This window comes from Rhodobium gokarnense (assembly GCF_025961475.1).
Classification (GTDB): domain Bacteria; phylum Pseudomonadota; class Alphaproteobacteria; order Rhizobiales; family Rhodobiaceae; genus Rhodobium; species Rhodobium gokarnense.
Window position 1 is genome coordinate 190082 of record NZ_JAOQNS010000010.1, and the last position, 22200, is coordinate 212281.

A 22200-nucleotide genomic window follows, 5' to 3' on the forward strand; every position below is an offset into this window, starting at 1 on the left:
CTCACTCCCCAGCCATCTGTTCGCCGAGCCGGTGCCCGGCCTCTGTTTCGGTCTCATCAACGCCGTTCCGGGTGTTGAGCAGTTCGGCTATGCCTTCGCGGATCGCCGTCGTGGTCGCTTGCGACTTGACGAAGCTCCGGTCGATGTCCGGGCGCAGGAAGGCCGGCAGGTCGCTGCCGGAAAACACCAGGACATGGGGCCGGTCCCCGCCGATCGCCTCGATCATCGGCAACAGCTCCTGGCCGTGCCCGTCGGGCAGTTCCAGGTCGAGAATGACGATCTCGTAGCTGTTGATGAGGAGCTTCTGGCGGGCCTGGCGGATGCTGGACGCGAAATCCACCTGCGCCCGGTCGCCGATCACTGCCTCGATGATGTCGCGATGGTCCTCGTTGTCCTCGACATGGAGGATGCGCGGCGCCAGGTCGGAGCGGGGATTGGCGGCGCGGCCGACGAACAGCTTCAACTGGGCGACGTCGATCGGCTTGGCCAGCCAGTCCACATGGTCCATCCGGTTCTCGCCGGCGTCGCTGGCCGACCCGTCGGCGAAGGCCGACACCACGATGACCGGAAGGTTCCGGGTCTTGGGATCGCGGCGCAGCTCCGACAAGAGGTGCAGTCCGTTCTGGCCGGGCATTTCCAGGTCCAGGGTCATGGCGGCGAACCGGTGCTGCTGCAGCAGTTCCTTGGCTTCGGCCGCGTTGGCACAGGTCTGGGTGCTGAAGCCCATGCGTTCCACGATCAGCTTGAGAAGGCCGCGCATGTCCGGCTCGTCCTCGCAGATGAGGATGCGGGGCGCGGCTTCGTCGCCGCCCGGCTGCGGCAGGCCCGCCGCGGAGGGCGGCAGCGCCGGCAGGTCGAAATGGAACTCCGTGCCCTTGCCGACCTCGGTGTCGTAGCCGATGGTGCCGCCGTGGTCCTCCACGATCGCCTTGGCGATCGACAGGCCGAGGCCGCTGCCGCCGCGCTGGCGGTTGTCGGCGCTGTCGGCCTGGCAGAACTTGCCGAAGATCTTGCCGCGGAAATCGGCAGGAATGCCGGGGCCGTTGTCGACGACGCTGACCCGGACCTGGTCGGCGTCGACGGCGACCCGGACCTCCACGATGCCACCCGACGGGGAGTGCTTGACCGCGTTCGACAACAGGTTGGTGAGGACCTGGGCGAGACGGTCGCGGTCCGCCTGGACCTGGACCCAGGGCGCGCTGCTTTGGAGCCGGATGACGACGTTGAACTCCTCGCCGTAGGAGCGGTTGGCCTCGATCGTGCGTTCCAGGAACGGGACCAGATCGATCCGCTTGAAGTCGTAGGTGATCTTGCCGGCCTGGATCTTCTCGATGTCCAGCATGTCGTTGATCAGTCGCACGAGCCGGTCGCAATTGGTGTGGGCGATCGAGATCATCGACTTGGCCTGCGGCGACAGATCGCCGAGCACATCGGCCTTCAACAGGCCGAGCGAGCCCTTGATGGAAGTCAGCGGCGTGCGCAGTTCGTGGCTGACGGTGGAGACGAACTCGTCCTTCAGGCGTTCGGAGCGATAGCGCTCGGAAAGATCGGTGACGATGCCGACGAAGAGCCGGCGGCCGTCGCGCCGCACCTCGCTGACGGCGAGGTGGATCGGGATGGTCTTGCCGTCGGCGTGGCGGGCAAGCGCCTCGCGGCCGTTCTTCTTGAAGATCGGGCTGTCGTGGCGCTCCTGCATGTACTGGCTGTGCTTTTCCCGGTCCTCCGACGTCATCAGGATGGTGATGTCCGATCCGATCAATTGCTGCGCGGAATACCCGAAAAGGGTGCTCGTTGCCGGATTGGCGTCGACGATCGTCCCGTTTTCGTCGATGACAATGATCGGGCTGACGGCGGTCTCCAGGATGGCCTGGATGTTCTCCTGCTTTTCCTTGAGCTTGTCTTCGCGGGCGCGCAGTGTCACCGCCATGTTGCGGAACGCGCGGCCGAGCTCGCCGACCTCGTCGGGCCTGTCCGTCGGAATGTCGATCTCTTCCAGGGCGTGGCCCTGGACGAGTTGCGCGGTGGCGCCGGTCAGGCGTTTCAGCGGCCGCACGATCAGGCCGGCGGCAAAGATCGCGAGCAGCCCGCCGACGATGGCGAGGGCGCCGGAGATGGCGATCGTCTTGTTGCGGGAGGCGGCATCCTCGGCAAAGACGCGCGAGACCGGCGTGAACGCGGCCATCATCAGGAACCGGTTCGGGTCCGAAGCGTCGAAATAGACCTTGTGGAAGGCGGCGACGCTGTCGTTGAGGATGGCAGGCAACTGGCCCGGCTTGTCCTGGCCGGCATCGCCCGCGGGATCGAACAGGTTGCGGATCTCCGGGATGTCGTTCTGCAGCCGGACCTCGCCGCCGAAGTCGAAGGCGAAGGTCTTTTCCACATCGGGATGGACGAGGTAGTCGCCACTCTCGTTGGTGACGTAGAGGCTGCGGCCGGACGCGAAATTGGTCGGCAGTTTGGCCAGCACCGGACGCATGTCGATATTGAGGACGATGAGGCCGAACGGGCTGCCGGCTTCGTCATAGATCGGCGTTCCGACGCGAAGGACCGGCTTTTTCGGTATCTCGATCTCCCCGTGCTCGCGGTTGAGGTCGATACCGAAAAGACGCACCGACCCGACCGGCGCACTGAGCGTTCCGGTGACGTAGTCCCTGTCGCCCTTGTTCTGGAGTTCTTCGTTGGCGATCGCCACGACCTTCGGGCCGCGCCGGTCGACCCGGACCAGTTCCTTGCCGTTCTCGGCGACCGCGATGTAGCGGATCTGCAGGAGCTCGGGATTGCTGCGCGCCAGGGACAGGAAGATCTGCGTCAGGCGATCTTTCCAGGTCTTGATGTCGTCGCCGCTGAACGGATCGACGCCGCCATATTTGGTGGCGCTGGCGATGCGCTGGATCGGCGGCGTGCCGGCCAGGGCGAGGGTCTGGCGGCGAGCGGTCTCGACCAGATTGAGAAGGTTCTGGGCGGCCTGCCTGAGGCCGAAGTCGAGGCGCTGGCGTTCGTGGTCCTGCCAATAGGCGACGTGCTGGCGGTATTGCAGCACGCCGACCGTCACGGCCGTGAACACCACCAACGTGGCGGCGAATACGGCGACCTTCGTCGCAATTCCAGATAGCAGCGGAATGCGCCGGGCACCGGGTACCGTCATGGTGTTCTCCTCGTTTGACGCTCTGTCAATTCGTACACTCTAGCCGACATTATTCTTCTACGCAGTAAAAATCACCCAATTGGATATTATGATTAAGTCTTTAAATATATCTTACTTCTGATGGTTGCGTTCTTACATGTTTTGTTTACCTAAGAATGGCATCTTATAGTTGTAGACAATTATATTGCGCGGATACAAAGCATATACGCATCCGCCTTATACATTGAAGTAAGAGGTAATCGTCGGTTTTGCGCCAAAGCGCAGGCGGTTGCTCAAGGGGTGGTTGAGTTGAAAAGGCAGGCTGGGAAACCGACCGGGGGCGACGATCGAGCGGAGCCGGCGCGGGCGGTAAACGTCCTGATTGCAGAAGACAGTTCGATCACCCAGGACCTCCTGAAGCTGGTCCTGGAGCAGCGCGGGCACCGGGTCACGATCACCGGGGACGGCGGGGCCGCGCTCAAGGCCCTTCTTTCGGGCAGCTACGACGTCGCGCTGCTCGATTTCCATCTTCCGGAGATGAACGGGCTGGAAGTGGTCTCGCGGTTCCGCGACGAGGCGGGCGACGCGCCGCATCCCCGCTTCGTCGCCATCACCGCCGACATCGAGGGCCTTCTGGCCCACCAGGCCAATTGCGAGCGCTTCGACGCGGTGGTGCCCAAGCCCGTCAACATCCAGGACATCTGCAAGGTCGTGGAGGACGGCGCGGCGCTTCCGCAATCCGCGACGGCGCCGGACGGGGCCAAGGCCGTACAGGCACCGGTTGCGGCGGTAGCGCCGCTGCCGGCAGAGGACGACAGCTCGCCGATCTACGGGCTCGGCTACAATTTCCTACGCTGGCCCGACGATTTCGCGGCCGGACGGTTCGCCGCGCGCAGCCTTCAGGCGCGCGGGGGCGGGCGCGACGTCGATGCCGTGCTGGTGCGCGCGCCCGCGACGCCGGCCGACCTGGCGCCCCTCTGGCAGGCAACGGGCCTGCATCTTCTTCCGGTCATCGACATGGCCGGCACGCTTGCCGGCAAGGCCGACCTCGACTGCTCCAAGCTGGCGCGCGACCGGCTCGACCTGGTGCGTGATCTCATTGAGGGGTTTCACGACCGGCGTGCGGCACTGCACGCCGACCTGCACCATGCGGAGGACCCCGGCGAGCAACTGCTCGGCCGGATGGTCGTCGCCGGCGGTCCGCTGATGCCGTTCTACGACGTCGGCTCGCCGATGCTGGTCGGTTACAATTGCACGATGGATCCGGTGCGGCTGGTCGGCACGGCCCGCAAGCTGGTCGAGCGCGGCCTGCTGTCAGCGGCGTTCTTCGACCGCGTCCACGAATGCGCGTCCTGCGGCTCGTCCCATTTCAACGTCCGCGAGGAGTGCCCCGAGTGCCGGTCGTCGAACCTCGCCGACGAGGCCTATCTGCACCATTACCGCTGCGCCTATCAGGGGCCGGAGGCGGATTTCCGCCGCGGCGACGCGCTGGTCTGCCCGAAATGCCGGCGCGAGCTGACCTCGTTCGGGCGCGACTACGACAAGCCCGGAACGATGGTCGTTTGCGGGAGCTGCGGGCACACCACCTCCGAGCCGTCGGTCGGGTTCATGTGCCTGTCCTGCGGCGCCCATGCGGATGGCGATGCGGTGCGCACGCGCGACATCGAGAGTTTCCGCTTCACCGACGAGGCGAGCGGCTTCGTCGAGGCGGGCCGGGCGTTCCTCGGCTTTGTCCAGCAGACCCTGCGCTTTGCCGAACTGCCGCTGGAACTGGTCGTTGCGCTCAACGACGAGGCCCGGCGCTTCAACGAAAACGGGACGCCGTTCGCGCTCCTCGACATTTCCTATCCGGCCCAGCGCGAGATCGAACGCGAGCACGGGCCGCGGCGGTTCGCGGAGCTGCGCGGCCAGTTCCTTGAAAACCTGCGCCACGTCCTCGGGGCCGAGGCCCGGGTGGTGAAGGGCCAGGCCTATGATTTCGCGCTCCTCAGGCAGACCGATCCGGACGCCGTGCGCGGCGATGTCGAGGCCATCGTCTCCGGCGCGGCCGAGCACCTGGCAGTCGATCCCCAGGCTGTCGTCATTGTCTTCGGGCCGGGGGACCTGTCGTGATGATGACGGTTCTTGCGGACGGATTCGATTTCCTCACGGCCCAGAGCTTCGGCTCCATCGTCAGCCTGTTCTGGTTCGTGCTCCTTTTCGAGGTGCCGCGCTACATGCTTTCCTTTGCCGCCGCGGCCCTGCGCCGCCGGCCTGCCGACACGCCGCCGGAGCGGCTGCGCGATCTCGGGCGGATCAGCGTCGTCATCGCCGGCAACAACGAGGGCGACGTGATCGAGGCCTGCGTGCGCGGCCTCTGGGAGCAGACCCTGCCGCCGGACGAGATCGTCGTCGTCAGCGACGGCTCGACCGACGCCATGACGGCGCGGTTGCGGGACCTGAAGCGCAAGGGGCTGATCCAGCGCGCCCACGGCACGGCGCTGAGGGCCGGCAAGGCGGCGGCGATCAACCTCGCCGAGCGGCTCTGCTCCGGCGACATCGTCGTCAACGTGGATTGCGACTGCCTGTTCGATCGCCGGGCGTTGCAGCGCGTCGTCCAGCCGTTTGCCGATCCGGGCATCGGTGCGGTATGCGGCAACATCCTGGTGCGCAACCACCGCAACAGCCTCGTCGCCGGGTTCCAGGCGATCGAATATCTGATCAGCATTTCGCTCGGCAAGGCCGCCCTCGACCTCGTCGGCCAGGTGAGCTGCGCCTCCGGCGCGTTCTCCGCCTTCCGCCGCAGCGCGCTCTGCCAGGTCGGCGGACTCGATGCCGGGGGCGGCGAGGACCTCGACGTGACGCTGCGGCTGCGCCGTGCCGGCTGGGCGACGACCTTTGCCGCCGACGCCATCTGCTACACCGCGGTGCCGGAGACGTTGCCGGCGCTCGCCCGCCAGCGCTTCCGCTGGGAGCGGGACGCGGTGCGCCTGCGCTACCGCAAGCACGCCGATGTCCTCAACCCGTTCGCGGTCGGCTTCCGTCCCGTGGAACTGGTGCACCAGTTCGAGTTCCTGTTCTTCAACGTCCTCGGGGCCGCCGCGCTGCCGTTCTACGTCGTCTGGCTGTTCTCGACCTATGGCGACCTGGCGCCGGCGATCCTGCTCGCCGCCGAGGCCGGGCTGATGGGGATCGACACGGTGGTGTTCCTGCTGGCGGCCTCCGCGACGCCGCGGGCGAACGGGCTCGCCCTGGTGCCGCTGGTGCCCGGCTACAGCCTCTTCAACGGGGTCGTGATGCGGATGATCCGGTTTGCCGCCTATCTCCAGGAATGGGTCGTCGATGCCTCCTATTTCGACCCCTATGTGCCGGACAAGGTTCACAAGGTTCGGGAGTAACGCCATGCGCAGTCTGAAAAAGCGTCCGCGCGCGGACACCATCGCCAACCAGGAGCGCAAGGGGCGGAGCCGGCCGGGCCGGCACATCTATTTCGCCCTGCTGGTGGTCTTCAGCTTTGCCGTGGCGAACTATGTCTGGGGCGATCTGGTCATGCTGCGCGGCGGCGGGCTGGTGCTGCGCGACAAGACGGTGATCGCCGCCACCTTCGTTGCCCGCGTCGCAAAGGTGGACGTCAGCGAGGGGCAGACGGTCGGCGAGGGCGACACGCTGCTCAGGATCGAATCCACCGAAGTGCTGGAACGGCTCGCCGAATTGTCGATCCGCCAGGCCGAACTCGCCCAGCAGGCGGCGACCTTCCAGCTCCGCTCCGCGGTCGCCCGCCAGCTCCTGCCGCTGGCGGCACGGCGCGAGACGGAGACCAGCAAGGTGCTGGTGCGTTTCGACGACATGTCGGACCGCGGCCTCCTCACCTCGACGCGCTACGAGGAGGCGCTCAGGGCCAATTTCAACGCGCGCCAGGACCGGGTGAAGCTGGCGACGGAAACGGAAACCCTGGCGGCGCAGATATCGGCGCTGGAGGAGGCCAGGGCCGATGCCGCAAGGGCCGTTGCCGACCTCATGTCCCACTATGCCGGGGGCGTCATCCGGGCGCCGGCCGGCGGCACCGTCGGCGCGCGTGTTCCCTCCATCGGCAGCGTCTTTCGTGCCGGCGACCCGATCCTTTCGGTCTATTCCGGCGAGGCCTATGTGCTGACCTACCTGCCGCGGCGCTACCTTTTGCCGATCGAGGCCGGCATGGAGGTCACGGTGTCGAGCGGACGCCACAGGAGCGACGGCGTCATCACCGACATCCTGCCGGTCTCCGACGCCCTGCCGCGGGAGTTCCAGAACACCTTCAAGCCGCGCGACCGCAACCAGCTCGCGCGCATCCGGCTCGCCGATCCGGGCGTCTTCCCGGTCTACGAAAAGGTCGAGATCCGGTGCAAATCCTACCTGCCGTGGCCGCTTTCGGAGCAAAAGGCCCGCCCGCCGCAGGACGAGACATGGACGGGCGCCGGGGACGGTGCGCCCGACACCGGCGCCGAGGCGGAGCGGCGCCACGCCGCGGCGATGGCCTCGCCGGAGTAGCGTGTGCCGGTCGGTGCGCTACGCCTTTGCAATGCGTGTGACATTCATTTCTTGGCCTCACGTTCGGCTCGCGCCTGGACGGCGAGGAAATCGCGCAGGCGCGCACGCACTGCGTCGGCCTCGCCGGGTGCCCATTTGTAAAAGCCCTCGCCGGTCTTCATGCCGAGATGACCGTCCGCGACCCTGGAACGCAGATAGGGGTGGGGCCCGGGCGTTACGTCCAGCGCCGGCATGATGGTCCGGTGGATCGCCTCGGTCAGGTCGAGGCCGACGAGGTCGGACTGTTCCATCGGACCGAGGACGGCAAGGCGCCGGCCGAAGCCGAGCTTGACCACCTGATCGAGGGTCTCCGCATCGCAGACGCCGCCGGCGACGAGGGCGATCGCCTCGCGCTTCAGGGCGTGCTGCAGCCGGTTGCCGATGAAGCCGGGGACGTCCTTTTTCACGTGAACCGGGCTGCGGCCGGCCGCGCGCAGGATTCTTATGGTGCGCTCGACTGCCGCAAGGTTCTCCGGGCCGATCTGCACCACCTCCACCAGCGGGACGAGATGCGGCGGGTTCCAGAAATGGGTGCCGACGACCCGGTGCTTGCGGGTCACGCGCTCTGCTATGATGCCGATCGGGATCGACGAGGTGTTGGAGGCAAGGATGGCCTCGTCCGGCGCCGCGCGCTCCAATTCCGCAAAGAGGGCCTGCTTCAGCGCGATATTTTCGGCTGCCGCCTCGACGATGAAATCGCAACCGGCGGCAGCTTCCGCAAGGCTCGGGGCGACCGTCACGCGGTCGGCGATCGTCCCGTCGGCGCCGAACATCGTCTCGATGGCGGCGAGCCGGGCCGGCAGGCTCTCAAGCGCGTCTGTCGACCGGTCGTGGACGCGGACGGTGTGGCCCGCCTCGGCGAGGACCCAGGCAATGCCGTGGCCCATCTGGCCGGCACCTATTACCGCCGTCGTCAGATTTCCCACCCCCTGCTTGCCCGGCATCCGCGCGTCCTCCCGTTCGCTTTTGAGAAAGTTGAGCCGGCCGCGCGGGGAAATGGAAGGCCGGTTGCGAAGAAAAATGCCCGCATCTTTATGGGTGTGTGGCGGCTTTCGGCGGTTTCCTGCGGGCCGGAGGGGCGTCGAGGGGTGCGGCCGCGTCGCCCGCCCGACGCAATAGCTGTTGCTTTTCGACGCAAACTGTGGTCATTGGCGGCAACGCTGCCGCGCGTAGACGACCAAAGGGTTGAACGCGGGGGCGTGCTTCTGAGCAGCCGTCGTAGAAGATCGTTGCCATGAAAAGGTGCCGCAAGGCACGAAAGCCAGCGACTGAACTACGCAAGTCCGCTCATAGAAACTAGATCGTGCCGCGTGACGGGCATATCACCCTTGGTCCGCAGGACGATGAACGAAAGACTTCCTTTTTGACGACCTTTTCCGATCTCGGCCTCGCCGAGCCTTTCCTTCGTGCCGTCGAGGCCGAGGGTTATACCGATCCGACCCCCATCCAGTCGAAAGTCATTCCCGAAATTCTCAACGGCCGCGACGTTCTGGGCATCGCCCAGACCGGCACCGGCAAGACCGCCAGCTTCGTGCTGCCGCTTTTGCACGCGATCGCAGGCGACAAGCGCCGCGCCGACAAGAAGACCTGCCGCGCGCTGGTGCTGGTTCCGACCCGCGAACTGGCCGCCCAGGTGGCCGACAGCGTGCGCACCTACGGGCGCTTTGCCCGGGTCACCTCCACGGTCATCGTTGGCGGCGTCAAGCCGGGCCCGCAGGTCCGCGCGCTTGCCAATGGCGTCGACATCGTGATCGCGACGCCGGGCCGGCTTGAGGATCATCTCGGCGGCCGCGCCATCCGGCTCGACGGCACCGAGGCCGTTGTCCTCGACGAGGCCGACCAGATGCTCGACCTCGGCTTCCTGCCGGCCGTGCGCCGCATCCTCGGCAAGCTGCCGCGGGAGCGCCAGACGGTGCTCCTGTCGGCGACCATGCCGAAGCAGATCCGCGGCCTTGCCAGCGACTTCCTCAACCGTCCGGCGGAGATCTCCGTTGCCCCGACGGCCAGGCCGATCGAGCGCATCGACCAGTCGGTGATGCATATGGACAAGGCGGCCAAGCGCACGGCGCTGGTCGACATCCTCGCCGGTGCCGATGTGGAGCGGGCGATCGTCTTCACCCGCACCAAGCGCGGTGCCGACCGGGTCAGCAAGCATCTGCTCGATGCCGGCCTTTCGGCCGCCGCGATCCACGGCGACAAGAGCCAGGGCCAGCGCCAGCAGGCGCTCGCCGCGTTCCGCAATGACCGGGTGCGCATCCTCGTCGCGACCGACATCGCGGCCCGCGGCATCGACATCGACGATGTCTCCCATGTCATCAATTTCGAGCTGCCGAACGTGCCGGAGGCCTATGTGCACCGGATCGGACGTACGGCCCGCGCCGGCAAGAGCGGCATCGCTGTGTCGCTGTGCGATCCGGACGAGCGCGGCCTCCTGCGCGACATCGAGCGCCTGATCGGGCGCGCGATCGGCTCGGAGGGCGACGCACTGCCGACGGAGCGCCACAGCCGCAGGCCGAAGCGCCGGGCCGAGGCCCGGTCCGTGGAGGAGCGGTCCGGCGACAAGCCGCCGCGCCGGCGCAGGCGTTCCCGCAACGGCAAATCATCGGCCAAGGGCGAGGCGCCGCAGTCGCGTCGCTTCGGCAAGGCCGGTCCGGAAGCCGCCGGCGACGGGCTGTCCCGCATGCTCGGCAATATCGGTTCGCGGTCGGATGCAGGTGCATCCGCGTCCACGAATACCTGACAACATGCGGTGTGGCGTCCGGCTCCGGCCGCCGCACCCGACCCAATCGGATGGGGCGCGCCGGCAAACGGCGGTTTGTCGACGGGCCCGCATCCGAACCACAAAAAACCAGCATCCCCTGTCACGTCTTAAGAGGAGATTTCGAAATGCAGACGGGTTCGGTCAAATGGTTCAACGCCACCAAGGGTTACGGTTTCATCCAGCCGGATGATGGCGGCAACGACGTCTTCGTGCATATCAGCGCGGTGGAGCGTGCCGGCATGTCGACCCTCAACGAGGGTCAGAAGATCGGCTACGAGATCGAGGTCGACCAGCGCCGCGGCAAGTCCTCGGCCGTCAACCTTCAGGCTCAGTAAGCAGGCGTTCAGGCGCCACGCAGGCTTACGGCGCATCAGCGCCGGCGCGCATTTGCGCTTGCCAAGTCCCGACGGGTGTCGGGACTTGGGATAAGTCTCAGTCGGGCTCGCCCGGCGTCACGATTTCGAAACGGCGGGGCGGCAACGCTCCGCCGTTTCACATTTTTGGCCCGGTCGTTACTTTGCCGGCTTGAAGAGCCAGCCCTTCAGGAGGGCCGTCACCCGCGGCATGACCACATAGGTCATCAAAAGCACCTGCAGGACGACGATGACCAGCACCCGCAGCCAGAACGGGCCGCCGGCGAGCCAGGCGCCGACCGTGAGCTGCAGCGGATAGACCAGCACGAAGACGACAGCGATCAGCACCAGCGCCATCTTCCATTGCGGCGCCTTGGCGGCGGCCGGCACGGCGGGCAGGTCGAACCAGAATTCCAGCCCCGTCACCTTTTTCATCGTCGTCTCGCCGGCCGTGACGTCGGCGAGCTTCTCCAGCCAATGGGCGCGCTCTTCCGACTCTTCCCAGGCGCGGCCATGCTCGTAGGTGTCGAAGCGGTAGATCAGCACGTATTCGTGGTTGGTCCGGGCAGAAGGTCGCAGGACATTGAGGCCCATGTGGCCGGGAAAGGACGAGGCGGCCGCGGAGATGCCCTTGATCCACTCCTCATAGGCGGCCTCCCTTCCGGGCAGGACCTTGCGCGCGACGCTGACGGTGACGGGCTCTTGCGGTTCGGGGTCGCTCATGAGCCTTCCTTTTCTCTCAGAATTCTGGCGTTCCGGGCGGTTTCGACACCGCCGTCCGACGCGCTGCGGCCGAACGCGCGGTCCGGCTTTTGACGACGGACCCGATAGCACAAAATATCGTTTTTATCAAAGAATAACGTGAATATACACTTCATTTAAACGTTTCTAGAATATATGAGAATCGTTGCGGATTGCGTTTTTCTGGGTCATATTACCAATCCCGAACGCTTCCTGTCGCTGGTTGAAATCGTCCCATGCCCATTGCCGAACCGCCGCTCTACGACCTTGCCACCGCCGCCAAGAACGGTGGTGCGAAGACCATGATCGAAGCCGTCTTCTCACGGCTGCGCGAAGATATCCTGAGCGGGCGGCACCAGCCCGGCGAGCGGCTCCGGGTGGAACAGCTCCGCAAGGAATTCGGCGTCGGCGCCAGCACGATCCGCGAGGCGCTGTCGCGGCTGATGTCGGAATCGCTGGTGACCACCGAGGGCCAGCGCGGCTTTCGGGTCTCCGCCGTCTCGCTGCAGGACTTCCGGGACATTGCCGAGATGCGCAAGATCCTGGAGACGATCGCGCTTCGAAGCTCGATCGAGCATGGCGACGACGACTGGGAGGCGGGCATCGTCGCCGCCTATCACCGGCTCTCCAAGGTCGAGGAGCGGCTGGCCGACAAGCCCGACGAGGTGGCCTCGGAATGGGGCGACCTCAACCAGGCCTTCCACGACGCGCTGATTTCGGCCTGTGGCAATCGCTGGCTCCTCAATTTCCGCAAGATCCTGCACGACCAGTCGAACCGCTATCTGCGCCTGTCGCTGGCCGACACCACGGCGCCGCGCAACGTCCACGCCGAGCACGAGGCGATCTTCAAGGCGGTGATGGCCCGCAAGCCCGACGAGGCCTCCGAACTGGTCGGCACCCATATCGACCGCACCGTCGGCGTCATCGCAAAGCAGTTCGAGGGCAAGCCCGAGGCGGCGGAGTAGGGGGCTTCCCTGCTGCGCCGACTGATGGCAGCTCCCGCAGACCACACACTCGGCCGTCACTCCGGCCCCCGAGCCGGGGCCTAATGCCCCTATCCACCCGGTATGCCGTTGAAGGACTCGTTTCGGCGTTTGCGCGGGGGGAGGCGGAAGGGCTGGATTGCCGCGTCGGCCTTCCCAGACTCGCGTCACGCGCCGCGCCCCGTCCTTCGGACCCTCGCAATGGCGTTGAAATTTAATGAGAAATTCAATCCACCGTCATTGCGAGCGCAGCGAAGCAATCCAGCGCGGCTTGTCGGCTCTGACTGAGGTTGTTGTTGGAGCGCCATCACCCGCTGAGCGAACCGCTCCCGCAAGCCAAACCCTCTGCCGTCACCCCGGCCCCCGAGCCGGGGCCTAATGTCCGTCTCCATGCGGTATGTCGTGTGTGATCGGAACGCTTGGGGTGCGCGGGGCGACGTCACGGAACCACCGACAGGGCATACAGTGCCGAGGCGGGCAATGGGTCCCGGGTCTCCGCTTCGCTTCGCCCGGGATGACGGGAGAGGGTGGGGTGACCGGGTTGACCTGTCGGCGACGCCGATGGCGCAGCGGGCGGTAGCGAACGGGCGCGTTACCCTCAAATCTTCCGCAACCGCTCCTCGCGCAGATGATCGCGAAGGAAATCCAGCCGGTCGTTGCCCCAGAAGATGGCGTCGCCGGTGATGAAGGTCGGGACGCCGAAGACGCCGCGTTCCCTGGCTTCCACGGCGTTTTCGTCGAGGACCGCGAGGTTGTCCGGGTCCTCGCTGGCGGCGATGACGGCCTCGGGGTCCATGCCGATGCGCCGGGCGACTTCACGCAGCACGTCGGGATCACCGATGTCCTGGCCTTCCGCCCATTCGATCCGCATCGTCTCGACGACGTGGTCGCGCAGCCGGCCCTCCTTCTCGGCGTAGAGGCTGGCGGCTCCGGCCCTGGTCGGGTCGGTGGTGATCGGCGGCGGGGTGTAGGGGATGCCGAGTTTCTTCGCCCAGCGGCCGACGTCCTGGCGCACCAGGGGGATCTTGACCTTGGCGCGGTCGGGATCGGACCGGCCGTTCCAGCCGCCGAGGGGCTTCCAGACCAAATTGACCCGGTAATCCTCGAAAATGTCCCAGACCGACTTGGTCACCAGGTAGCAGTAGGGGCTGCGGAAATTGAAGAAGAACAGGAGATCCGCCGGGTCGCTCATCGGGCTGGGCTTTCGTTTCGATTGTCAGTCGGCGACGCGGAATTCGACGTCGCCGAGGTTCTGGAATTCGCAGGAGACGTGGACGCCGGGGGCAAGGTGGGCGGCCGCGGTGGCGCCGCCGGCGAGCACGATGTAGCCGGGCTCCAGTCGTTCGCTGGAGCGCGCGACCATGCGGGCGGCGGCAACCAGCGAGCGGATCGGGTTGCCGAGGATCGCGGCCGTGGAACCGATCTCGACCGGCCTTCCGTCGAACTTCATGATGATGCCGAGATTGGCGACGTCCGTTTCCGGCGCGTGCCAGCCGCCGACGACGAAGCCGGAGGAGGACGAGTTGTCGGCAACGACGTCGCCGAGGGCGAACTTGAAATTCTCGTAGCGGCTGTCGATGATCTCCAGCGCCGGGGCGACGGCTTCCACGGCGGCAAGCGCCTCCATCGGGCTGACGTCACCTGACAGCGGCTTCTTCATCAGATAGGCGATCTCCGGTTCCACGCGCGGATGGACGTAGCCGCCCATATCGAGGACGCCGCCTTCCTCCACGCGCATGGCGTCGGTGAGCCGGCCCCAGATCACCTCCGAGACGCCGACCTGCTCCATCTTGACCCGGCTGGTCAGCCCCATCTTGAAGCCGACCCGGCGCTCGCCGCGCTGGATCCGGCGCGAGACCGACATCGCCTGGACGGCATAGGCCTCGTCGAGGGTCATCTCGTCGTCGCCGACGAATTGCGGGATCGCCTTGGCGGTGCGGGCCGCCTCGTCGACGATCTCGGCGAAGTTGGCAAGGTTCTTCATTTCGGTCCTTCGTTTCGTTCTTGTGCGCCTATTCGGCGGCGTGCTGGCGCGCCTTGACGAGGTCGAGGGCGACGTCGACGATCATGTCCTCCTGGCCGCCGACCATGCCGCGCCGGCCGAGTTCCACGAGGATGTCGCGGGTGTCGATGTTGTAGAGTTCCGAGGCGTTCTCCGCGTGGCGCAGGAAGCTGGAATAGACGCCGGCATAGCCGAGGCTGAGGCTTTCCCGGTCGACGCGGACCGGGCGTTCCTGCAGCGGGCGGACGAGGTCGTCGGCGGCATCCATCAGGCCGAAGAGGTCGCAGCCGTGCTCATAGCCGGCCCGGTCCATGACCGCGATCAGCACCTCAAGCGGCGCGTTGCCGGCGCCGGCGCCGAGGCCGGTGAGCGAGGCATCGACGCGATTGGCGCCTTCCTCGATGGCGGCGATGGAGTTGGCAACGCCGAGCGAGAGATTGTGGTGGCAGTGGATGCCGAGTTCCGTCTCCGGCTTGATGGCATCGCGCACGGCGCGGATCCGGGCGCGCACGTCGTCGGGCAGCATGTAGCCGGCGCTATCGGTGACGTAGATTGTGGTCGCGCCGTAGCCCTCCATCAGCTTTGCCTGTTCGGCAAGGCCCTCCGGCGAGCTCATATGCGCCATCATCAGAAAGCCGATGGTGTCGTAGCCGAGTTCGCGGGCGATCGGGATGTGCTGCTGGGAGACGTCGGCCTCTGTGCAGTGGGTGGCGATGCGGCAGGAGCGGGCACCGGCCTCATAGGCGGCCTTCAGGTGCTCGCGGGTGCCGATGCCGGGCAGGGACAGCACCGTGACGACGGCGGTGTCGACGGCATCGGCAACGGCGGCGATCCACTCGAAATCGGTGTGGGCGCCGAGGCCGTAGTTGAAGCTCTCGCCGGCGAGGCCGTCGCCATGGGTGATTTCGATGGCAGCCACATTGGCCTGATCGAGCGCCTTGGCGATGCGGATGACGTCGGGAAGCTGGAACTGGTGACGGATGGAATGCATGCCGTCGCGGAGCGTCACGTCCTGGATGTAGATCTTATCGGTCATCTTTCTCGCTCCCTCAGGCCGCTTCGGCGTCGCGTGTCTTGTCCATCCAGCGCTCGGCGGTCGCCAGCGCTGCGGACGTCATGATGTCGAGATTGCCGGCATAGGCGGGCAGGTAGTGGGCCGCGCCCTCGACCTCCAGGAAGATGGTCGACTTGATGCCGGTGAACTCGCCATAGCCGGGAAAGCGGATCGGGTTGTTGTCGCCGAAGCGCTCGAACTGGACGTCCTGCTTGAGGCGGTAGCCGGGCACGTATTTCTGCACCTCGGCCGCCATTTCCTCGACGCTCTTCTGGATCTCTTCCGGCTCGGCGCCCTGGCTCAGCACATAGACGGTGTCGCGCATCAGCAGCGGCGGCTCGGCCGGGTTGAGGATGATGATCGCCTTGCCGCGGTGGGCGCCGCCGACGGTCTCGATGGCGCGGGCGGTGTTCTGGGTGAACTCGTCGATATTGGCGCGGGTGCCGGGGCCCGCGGACTTCGACGCCACCGAGGCGACGATCTCCGCGTAAGGAACGGATTTCGAGACCCGGGCGACGGCATGGACCATCGGGATGGTCGCCTGGCCGCCGCAGGTCACCATGTTGACGTTCTGTTCGTTCAGGTGCTCGTCCATGTTGACGACGGGGATGCAGTGCGGGCCGATCGCCGCCGGCGTCAGGTCGATCATCTGCTTGCCGTACTGAATGCAGATATCGTTGTGCTTCTTGTGGGCGTAGGCGGAGGTGGCGTCGAAGACGACGCCGATCTCGTCCCACACCGGCATCTTGATGAGGCCGTCGATGCCTTCCGCGGTCGTCGCCACCTTCAGGCGCTCGGCGCGGGCAAGGCCGTCGGAGGCCGGGTCGACGCCAACCATGGCGCCCATCTCGATGTTCTTGCCGGTGCGCATCACCTTGATCATCAGGTCGGTGCCGATATTGCCCGAGCCGATGATCGCGCATTTGGTCTTGGCATTGCTCATCGTTACTCTCCCTTGGCGAACTGGGCGCGGACGGAGCCGAGGCCCGTAATGCGGGCCTCGAAGACGTCGCCGGGCCTGGCGACGACCATCGGGCCGAGGGCGCCGGACATGATCTGGTCGCCGGCGCCGAGCGGTCGGCCGACGCGGGCCATGGTCTTTGCCAGCCACAGGGCCGCGTTCAGCGGATGGCCGAGGCAGGCGGCGCCGGCGCCGGTCGCCATCGGCTCGCCCTTCAGCGTCATCACCATGCCGCAGCTTCGAAGGTTGAGGCCGTCGAGCTTCACCGGCGTCGTGCCGAGGACGTAGAGGCCGCTGGAGGCGTTGTCGGCGACGGTGTCGAGGATGCGGATGTCCCAATTGGAAATCCGGCTGTCGACGATCTCGATGGCGGGCAGGACGTACTCGATCGCGCTCATCAGGTCGGACATGGTGAGGTCCGGCTCTGCGAGATCCTTGCCGATGACGAAGGCGATTTCGGCCTCGACCTTGGGCTGGATCAGGGTGCCGGTCGGTACTTCCTCACCCTCCGGCACCGCCATGTCGGCGAACAGCATGCCGTAGTCGGGCTGATCGACGCCGAGCTGCTTCTGGACGGAGTCGGAGGTCAGGCCGATCTTGCGGCCGACCACCTTGCGTCCGGCCTCCAGCCAGCGCTTCGTATTGATCTCCTGGACGGCATAGGCGCCGTCGACGTCGCCGTCTTCCAGCATGTCGCGGATCGGCGCGACGGGTTTCTTGGTGGCATGGGCATCGAAGATCGCGTCTGCGGCCTTCTGGATGTTTTCTTCAGTGGAACTCACGGCGGATCTCACAGCTTCACGCAGACATTGGACAGTTCGGTGTAGAATTCGAGGGAATGGACGCCGCCCTCGCGGCCGATGCCGGACATCTTGGAGCCGCCGAAGGCGGTTCGGAGGTCGCGCAGGAACCAGGAATTGACCCAGATGATGCCGGCCTCAAGATGCCGCGAGACGCGGTGGGCGCGGGAGACGTCGCCGGTCCAGACCGCTGCGGCAAGGCCGTAGGGCGTGTCGTTGGCGAGCTTCAGCACCTCGTCCTCGCTGTCGAACGGGCGGATGTGGCAGCAGGGGCCGAAGATCTCTTCGGTGACGATGGCGCTGTCGTCGGGAAGGCCGGTCCAGATGGTCGGCTCGACCCACCAGCCGCCATTGAGGTCGCCCATTTCCGGGATGCCGCCGCCGGTGACGACCGTGGCGCCCTCGGCGGCGGCCTTGTCGTAGTAGGACTTCACCTTGGCGCGGTGCTCCTCGGAGATCAGCGGCCCGAGATTGGTCTCCGGGTCGTCGGAATGGCCGAGCTTCAGGTTTTCCGCCTTCTCCTTCAGGGTGGCGACGAATTTGTCGAAGATCGGCCGCTCCACATAGACCCGCTCGGTGCCGAGGCACACCTGGCCGCAATTGGCGAAGACGGAGCGCATGGTGCCTTCGATGGCGGCGTCGAAATCGCAGTCGGCGAAGACAATCGCCGGGTTCTTGCCGCCGAGTTCGAAGGAGACGTCGCGCACGCCCCTGGCCGCGGCCTTCATGATCGCCTCGCCGGTGCGGGTCTCGCCGGTGAAGGTGATGGCGTCGACGCCGGGATGCTGGGTGAGGAATTCGCCGGCGGCGTCGGGGCCGTGGCCGTGGACGACGTTGTAGACGCCCTTCGGGATGCCGACCGCGTTCATCACCTCACCGAGGAGGGCTGTGGTCATCGGGGTTTCCTCCGACGGCTTGACCACGACGGTGTTGCCGCAGGCGAGCGCCGGGCCGACCTTCCAGGTCATCAGGAGGAGCGGCAGGTTCCAGGGCGAGATGACGCCGATGACGCCTTTCGGCTTCCGCACCGCGTAGTTCATGGCGCCGGCGCCGTCCGGGGTCTCCAGGAAGAAGCTTTCCGTCGGCACGTTCTTCACGACGTCCGCAAAAACCTTGAAGTTGGCGGCGCCGCGGGGAATGTCGATGTGGGCGGCGAGGGACTTGGGCTTGCCGGTGTCGGCGATCTCGGCGGCAAGGAAGTCGTCGAAGCGCCGGTCGATCTCGTCGGCGACGGCATAGAGCAGCCTGACGCGTTCGGCCGTCGGCATGCGGCCCCACTCGCCCTTGAGGGCGGCGCGGGCGGCGCTCACCGCGGCGTCGACGTCGTCCTTCGTTGCCTTGTGGATGACGCCGAGCTTCTCGCCGTTCAGCGGGCAGATGTTGTCGAAGGTCTCGCCGCCGGAGCCGGCGACGAATTCGCCGTTGATGAAATGCTTGATCTCGACCGCGGCGGTTTCCGCTTTGAGGGCTGTCTGTGTGCTCATCGTCGTCTTTCCGGACTGGTTGATCTTATTTTTCGGGGGCAAGGCCGATGGCTTTCAGCCCGGCCATTGCACAAATCTCGTCTTCTTCGGCCGAGGCTCCGGAGACGCCGATGCCGCCGACGATCCTTCCGTCGACCGAGATCGGCAGGCCGCCGGCGAACATCACCAGGCGGTCGCGGACCATCAGGCCGTCGCGCAGCATGTCGTCGCCGGCAACGACCGCGCCCCATTTGGAGGTGGCAAGGCCGAAGCTTGCCGAGGTGAAGGCCTTGTCCTCGGCGATGGAAATGGAATGGAGCGGGGCGCCGGGCGCCCTCAGGAACGCCAGCAGGTGGCCGCCGGTATCGACGACGGCGGCGTTGATCGGCCGCTCCATCGCAAGGCCCGTCCTGACCGCGGCTTCCACCGCGGCCAGGCCGGCCTCGAACGTCAGACAGGTGCTGGGTTCGACAACCTTCATCGGTGCGATCCCGTCAGGTCAGAACCGACAGGAAGGCTTCGTTCAACTCGCCTTCGTAATAGAAGATGCCGCGGCCGACCTGGTCGGCGCTCCAGCGGCGGGTCGGGTTGTCGGGGTAGTAGGTGTAGCCGCCGGCATAGACTTCGTTGCGGTTTCCGCTCGGGTCGAAGAAGTAGATGGTCTGGCCGCGGGTGATGCCGTGGCGGGTCGGGCCGACGTCCCGGGAGATGTTGTAGTGGGTCATGATGTCGGCGGCGTGGCCGACGTCGTTCCAGCTTTCCAGGAAGAACGCGGCGTGGTGGAACTTGCCGGGCTCGGCATGGTTCACGAAGGCGATGTCGTGGGCCTTGTTGGAGACCGTCAGCCAGATCGCCAGCTTGCCGTCCGGGGTGTCGACATATTCGGCGAGCGAGAAGTCGAGCACGTTGGTGAAGAGGTCGAGGACCTGATCGAGGTTCGGGCCGTAGAGCAGGGCGTGGTCGAAGCGGGTCGCCTTCATGCCGCGCGGCTCGACCGGCCAGATCATCGGGTTCTCGATCGCCGGATGGGTCGCCGACATCTCGATGTCGGCATAGAGTTCGATGCGGTGGCCGCTCGGGATGGTGAAGCCGATGCGGCGGCCGACGCCCGGCTGCTCGCCGGCCGGCACCTCGTCGGTGGCGACGCCGTAGTCGTTGAGGCGTTTGGTGAAATCATCGAGCGAGGCGTCGCTGTCGACCTTGAAGGCCATCAGGTCGATGCCGGCCTGGTCAGCCTCGCGCAGGATGAAGCTGTGGCGGTCGAACTCGTCCCAGCCCTTCAGAAACACGCGGCCGTCGTCGCTGCGGCTGACCTCGTTGAGGCCGACGCGGTCGATGTAGTGGGTCAGCGCCTCATCCATGTCCAGGACGCGGAGCTGGATGAAGCCCGGACGCAAGATCCCTTTGAGTGCCATTTGTCGTCTCCCTTGACGTTTCCCGTGGTGTCGTCGCGGCTGCCTTCAGGCGCATTTTTGCCGCGATACCGGTGTCTTGACCGCGTTGCGCAGCACCATGTCGCTCTTCGGCGTGATGCGGCAGGACAGGGCAAAGCCTGCTGCCGCCTCCGCGTCGTCGACATGGTTCTTCCCCATCCGCAAACGGTCGCAGTCGCCTTGAAGGATCTGGACCCGGCATGCGCCGCAGCCGCCGCCCCGACAGCCGACCTGGATCTTGCGCAGACGCGCCCGCTCCATGGCGGCCAGTACCCGCTCCCCCTCGCGGCAGTCGAAGCTGTCGCCGCCCTCGAAGGTGATGCGGTAGGTTTTCGGGGCCGTTCCGGCGGCATCAGCCATGCAGGCCGGATCCTTCTTCAACGTTTCCATCGGCGCGAGTTTTGTCCGGTCCGGTATTGCGGACCGCCACTCGCTTACGGATGCATCATGGTCGTCTAAAATATCGTCTGTCAACAAAAATATCGTTATTTAAAGACTCTCTCGTTTATTTGTTTCGGGCAGGCGCGCGCCGTCGGCGGCCGCGCGGAAGGGCGCAGGGCCGTGGCAAAAAGGCGGATTCTTAGGAATGGGGATGGTTGCCGGAGGGGGCGGCTGCGAGGCGGCAGAGCAGGTCCGGCCGGGCCAGACTATTGGTCTGGGTATCCGCCAAGAGGCAAACCGATGTCGGAGGCTAGGTGAGAAGGATGCGGGCTTGCTTCCCGTCTCCATCCCTCTCAAGCGTCATTGCCGGGCTTGACCCGGCAATCCATAGGGCGTTGATTCCAAACACGAATGCTGATGCAAGCGGACAGGCCTCATGGACCACCGGATCAAGTCCGGTGGTGACGCGGGGGACGTGGAGGCGGGAGAGTGTGCGCCTCGAGCAGGGTCGATTGGTGCTGGCGCCGACGGCGCCGAGCCGTCCGCGCGCGGTCGATCTGACGCGGTAATGCGGCCTCAGACGGCCGCGGAGCGGCGGGGCTCCTCGCGGCAGGCATCGTCCTCGGTCGCCGGGTCCTCCAGGTGGAGGCGGACGACGTTGGACGGGCGCGTGCCGTGCCGGTGGCCGGCATCCGCGGTCAGGAGTTCGGCGAGGGTCCGGGCGGGCAGCATTCTGAGGACGATCATGGATGTTTCCCGGTTCTGGATTTCTTGGCGCCGGCGCCTGAGGGACCGTGCGCGGTTCTTATTGGCTCTGGCGCGGCTCCAGCGTCATGCCGGCTGCGCCGAGCACGGCGGCGAAATCTCGGGCAGTCCGCACCACCTCGTCGGCGTCGGGCGTGCCGAGGAGGGTGGCGGCGACGCCGCGCACGGCGTCCTCCGCCTCGTGCTGGCCGGCGGCGATCATGGCGATGCCGAGCCGCTCGTCGCGGCAGAAGGCGACGCCGTCGAAGGGATCGTAGAAGGGATAGAACTCGATACGCCGGTTGGCGGCGGCGCTCAGCGCCCGCACCCAGCAGGACAGTTCGGTGATCGCGCCCTTGGCCGCGTCGGCGCCGAGCCTGTCGCGATAGATGCGCCAGCCGGCCTCCCAGCAATTGATGTCGCAGGTCGCGAACCCCGCCATCCAGCAGCGAAAGCCGATGCCGACCAGCCGCTCGGGTATGCGCAGGCTGCCGTCGGCCTCGCGCAGCGGGCAGATGTCGCCCTTGGGGCATGGAATGCAGTTCATTGCGGCGGTTCCCCTCCACCGGTCCACCGGGCGCGCCGTCGTCGCGGCAGGGCACGCCTCTCATCCGCATGACGCTAATGAGAATGAGTTGCAATAGCAATACGTAGAACGGCGGATGTGCTTAAATTATACTCGGTCTAACATTTTGCCGTGGGAATGGGCAGAAATGGCCTTTTTTCGCGATTTTTTAAATGTCTATGCGCAATATCCCTTAATTGCCATTGAAAGTCATTCGCATTAAGAGTAGGGGTGCGTCACTCGCCAAGGCGAGAAAACAAGGGGAAGGACAATTTATGTTGCCAATCGTA

20 protein-coding genes are annotated in these 22200 nt (G+C 66.1%); 6 read left to right on the forward strand and 14 right to left on the reverse strand.

The genetic code is table 11. The annotated features are described in order from the left end of the window. Nucleotide 1 precedes the first annotated feature (1 nt). The gene (locus M2319_RS17185) at nucleotides 2-3145 is read right to left on the reverse strand and encodes an ATP-binding protein (protein ID WP_264602689.1); all 3144 of its coding nucleotides are present in this window, start codon (nucleotides 3143-3145) and stop codon (nucleotides 2-4) included. A 288-nt stretch (nucleotides 3146-3433) separates the two neighbouring features. Here M2319_RS17185 and M2319_RS17190 point away from each other — a divergent pair, with 288 nt between their 5' ends. Genes M2319_RS17190 through M2319_RS17200 form a run of 3 tightly spaced genes read left to right on the forward strand, consistent with a single transcriptional unit; the run spans nucleotide 3434 to nucleotide 7630 of the window. Next, nucleotides 3434-5236: a TackOD1 domain-containing metal-binding protein gene (locus M2319_RS17190; RefSeq protein WP_264602690.1), complete on the forward strand. Its 1803-nt coding sequence runs from the start codon at nucleotides 3434-3436 to the stop codon at nucleotides 5234-5236. A gap of 2 nt (nucleotides 5237-5238) precedes the next feature. Continuing rightward, nucleotides 5239-6501, forward strand: a complete 1263-nt coding sequence (locus tag M2319_RS17195) for a glycosyltransferase family 2 protein (protein ID WP_264602691.1) — start codon at nucleotides 5239-5241, stop codon at nucleotides 6499-6501. 4 nt (nucleotides 6502-6505) lie between these two features. Then, nucleotides 6506-7630 carry an HlyD family secretion protein gene (locus tag M2319_RS17200; RefSeq protein WP_264602692.1) on the forward strand — a complete coding sequence of 375 codons (1125 nt, stop codon included), beginning with the start codon at nucleotides 6506-6508 and terminating at the stop codon, nucleotides 7628-7630. A gap of 44 nt (nucleotides 7631-7674) precedes the next feature. Here M2319_RS17200 and M2319_RS17205 read toward each other — a convergent pair whose 3' ends face one another. Further along, the gene (locus M2319_RS17205) at nucleotides 7675-8613 is read right to left on the reverse strand and encodes a 3-hydroxyacyl-CoA dehydrogenase family protein (protein ID WP_264602693.1); all 939 of its coding nucleotides are present in this window, start codon (nucleotides 8611-8613) and stop codon (nucleotides 7675-7677) included. A gap of 419 nt (nucleotides 8614-9032) precedes the next feature. Here M2319_RS17205 and M2319_RS17210 point away from each other — a divergent pair, with 419 nt between their 5' ends. Both M2319_RS17210 and M2319_RS17215 read left to right on the forward strand, forming a co-directional pair. Continuing rightward, a complete protein-coding gene (locus M2319_RS17210; protein ID WP_264602694.1) occupies nucleotides 9033-10409 on the forward strand; it encodes a DEAD/DEAH box helicase in 1377 nt (458 codons plus the stop codon). Between the two features lie 146 nt (nucleotides 10410-10555). Next, a complete protein-coding gene (locus M2319_RS17215; protein ID WP_264602695.1) occupies nucleotides 10556-10765 on the forward strand; it encodes a cold-shock protein in 210 nt (69 codons plus the stop codon). Between the two features lie 177 nt (nucleotides 10766-10942). On the opposite strand, the gene M2319_RS17220 is transcribed toward M2319_RS17215, so the two are convergent. Beyond that, nucleotides 10943-11506: an antibiotic biosynthesis monooxygenase gene (locus tag M2319_RS17220; RefSeq protein WP_264602696.1), complete on the reverse strand. Its 564-nt coding sequence runs from the start codon at nucleotides 11504-11506 to the stop codon at nucleotides 10943-10945. A 254-nt stretch (nucleotides 11507-11760) separates the two neighbouring features. Between M2319_RS17220 and M2319_RS17225 the strand changes: the two genes are divergently transcribed. Continuing rightward, nucleotides 11761-12489 (forward strand): GntR family transcriptional regulator, encoded by a 729-nt coding sequence (locus M2319_RS17225; RefSeq protein WP_264602697.1) that lies wholly within the window; start codon nucleotides 11761-11763, stop codon nucleotides 12487-12489. Nucleotides 12490-13105: 616 nt separating this feature from the next. On the opposite strand, the gene M2319_RS17230 is transcribed toward M2319_RS17225, so the two are convergent. The 11 genes from M2319_RS17230 to M2319_RS17280 all read right to left on the reverse strand — a co-directional run bounded on the left by M2319_RS17230 (nucleotide 13106) and on the right by M2319_RS17280 (nucleotide 21892). After that, complete coding sequence (locus M2319_RS17230; protein ID WP_264602698.1) at nucleotides 13106-13699, reverse strand: 2-hydroxychromene-2-carboxylate isomerase; 594 nt, start codon at nucleotides 13697-13699, stop codon at nucleotides 13106-13108. A gap of 24 nt (nucleotides 13700-13723) precedes the next feature. After that, entirely contained in the window at nucleotides 13724-14491 is a 768-nt protein-coding gene (locus M2319_RS17235; protein WP_264602699.1) for a 2-keto-4-pentenoate hydratase, read from the reverse strand. A gap of 28 nt (nucleotides 14492-14519) precedes the next feature. Beyond that, entirely contained in the window at nucleotides 14520-15545 is a 1026-nt protein-coding gene (gene dmpG, locus M2319_RS17240) for a 4-hydroxy-2-oxovalerate aldolase (RefSeq protein WP_264602700.1), read from the reverse strand. Nucleotides 15546-15558: 13 nt separating this feature from the next. Next, nucleotides 15559-16506, reverse strand: a complete 948-nt coding sequence (locus M2319_RS17245; protein WP_264602701.1) for an acetaldehyde dehydrogenase (acetylating) — start codon at nucleotides 16504-16506, stop codon at nucleotides 15559-15561. 2 nt (nucleotides 16507-16508) lie between these two features. Continuing rightward, nucleotides 16509-17306 (reverse strand): 2-keto-4-pentenoate hydratase, encoded by a 798-nt coding sequence (locus M2319_RS17250; protein WP_264602702.1) that lies wholly within the window; start codon nucleotides 17304-17306, stop codon nucleotides 16509-16511. An 8-nt stretch (nucleotides 17307-17314) separates the two neighbouring features. Further along, entirely contained in the window at nucleotides 17315-18808 is a 1494-nt protein-coding gene (locus M2319_RS17255; RefSeq protein ID WP_264602703.1) for a 2-hydroxymuconic semialdehyde dehydrogenase, read from the reverse strand. Between the two features lie 25 nt (nucleotides 18809-18833). Further along, a complete protein-coding gene (locus tag M2319_RS17260) occupies nucleotides 18834-19268 on the reverse strand; it encodes a GlcG/HbpS family heme-binding protein (protein ID WP_264602704.1) in 435 nt (144 codons plus the stop codon). Between the two features lie 13 nt (nucleotides 19269-19281). Further along, nucleotides 19282-20202, reverse strand: coding sequence for a catechol 2,3-dioxygenase (locus M2319_RS17265; RefSeq protein WP_264602705.1), 921 nt, complete (start codon nucleotides 20200-20202; stop codon nucleotides 19282-19284). 45 nt (nucleotides 20203-20247) lie between these two features. After that, entirely contained in the window at nucleotides 20248-20694 is a 447-nt protein-coding gene (locus tag M2319_RS17270; protein ID WP_264602706.1) for a 2Fe-2S iron-sulfur cluster binding domain-containing protein, read from the reverse strand. Nucleotides 20695-21177: 483 nt separating this feature from the next. Further along, nucleotides 21178-21348, reverse strand: coding sequence for a hypothetical protein (locus M2319_RS17275; protein WP_264602707.1), 171 nt, complete (start codon nucleotides 21346-21348; stop codon nucleotides 21178-21180). 58 nt (nucleotides 21349-21406) lie between these two features. Further along, the gene (locus M2319_RS17280) at nucleotides 21407-21892 is read right to left on the reverse strand and encodes a hypothetical protein (RefSeq protein WP_264602708.1); all 486 of its coding nucleotides are present in this window, start codon (nucleotides 21890-21892) and stop codon (nucleotides 21407-21409) included. Nucleotides 21893-22200: the final 308 nt, after the last annotated feature.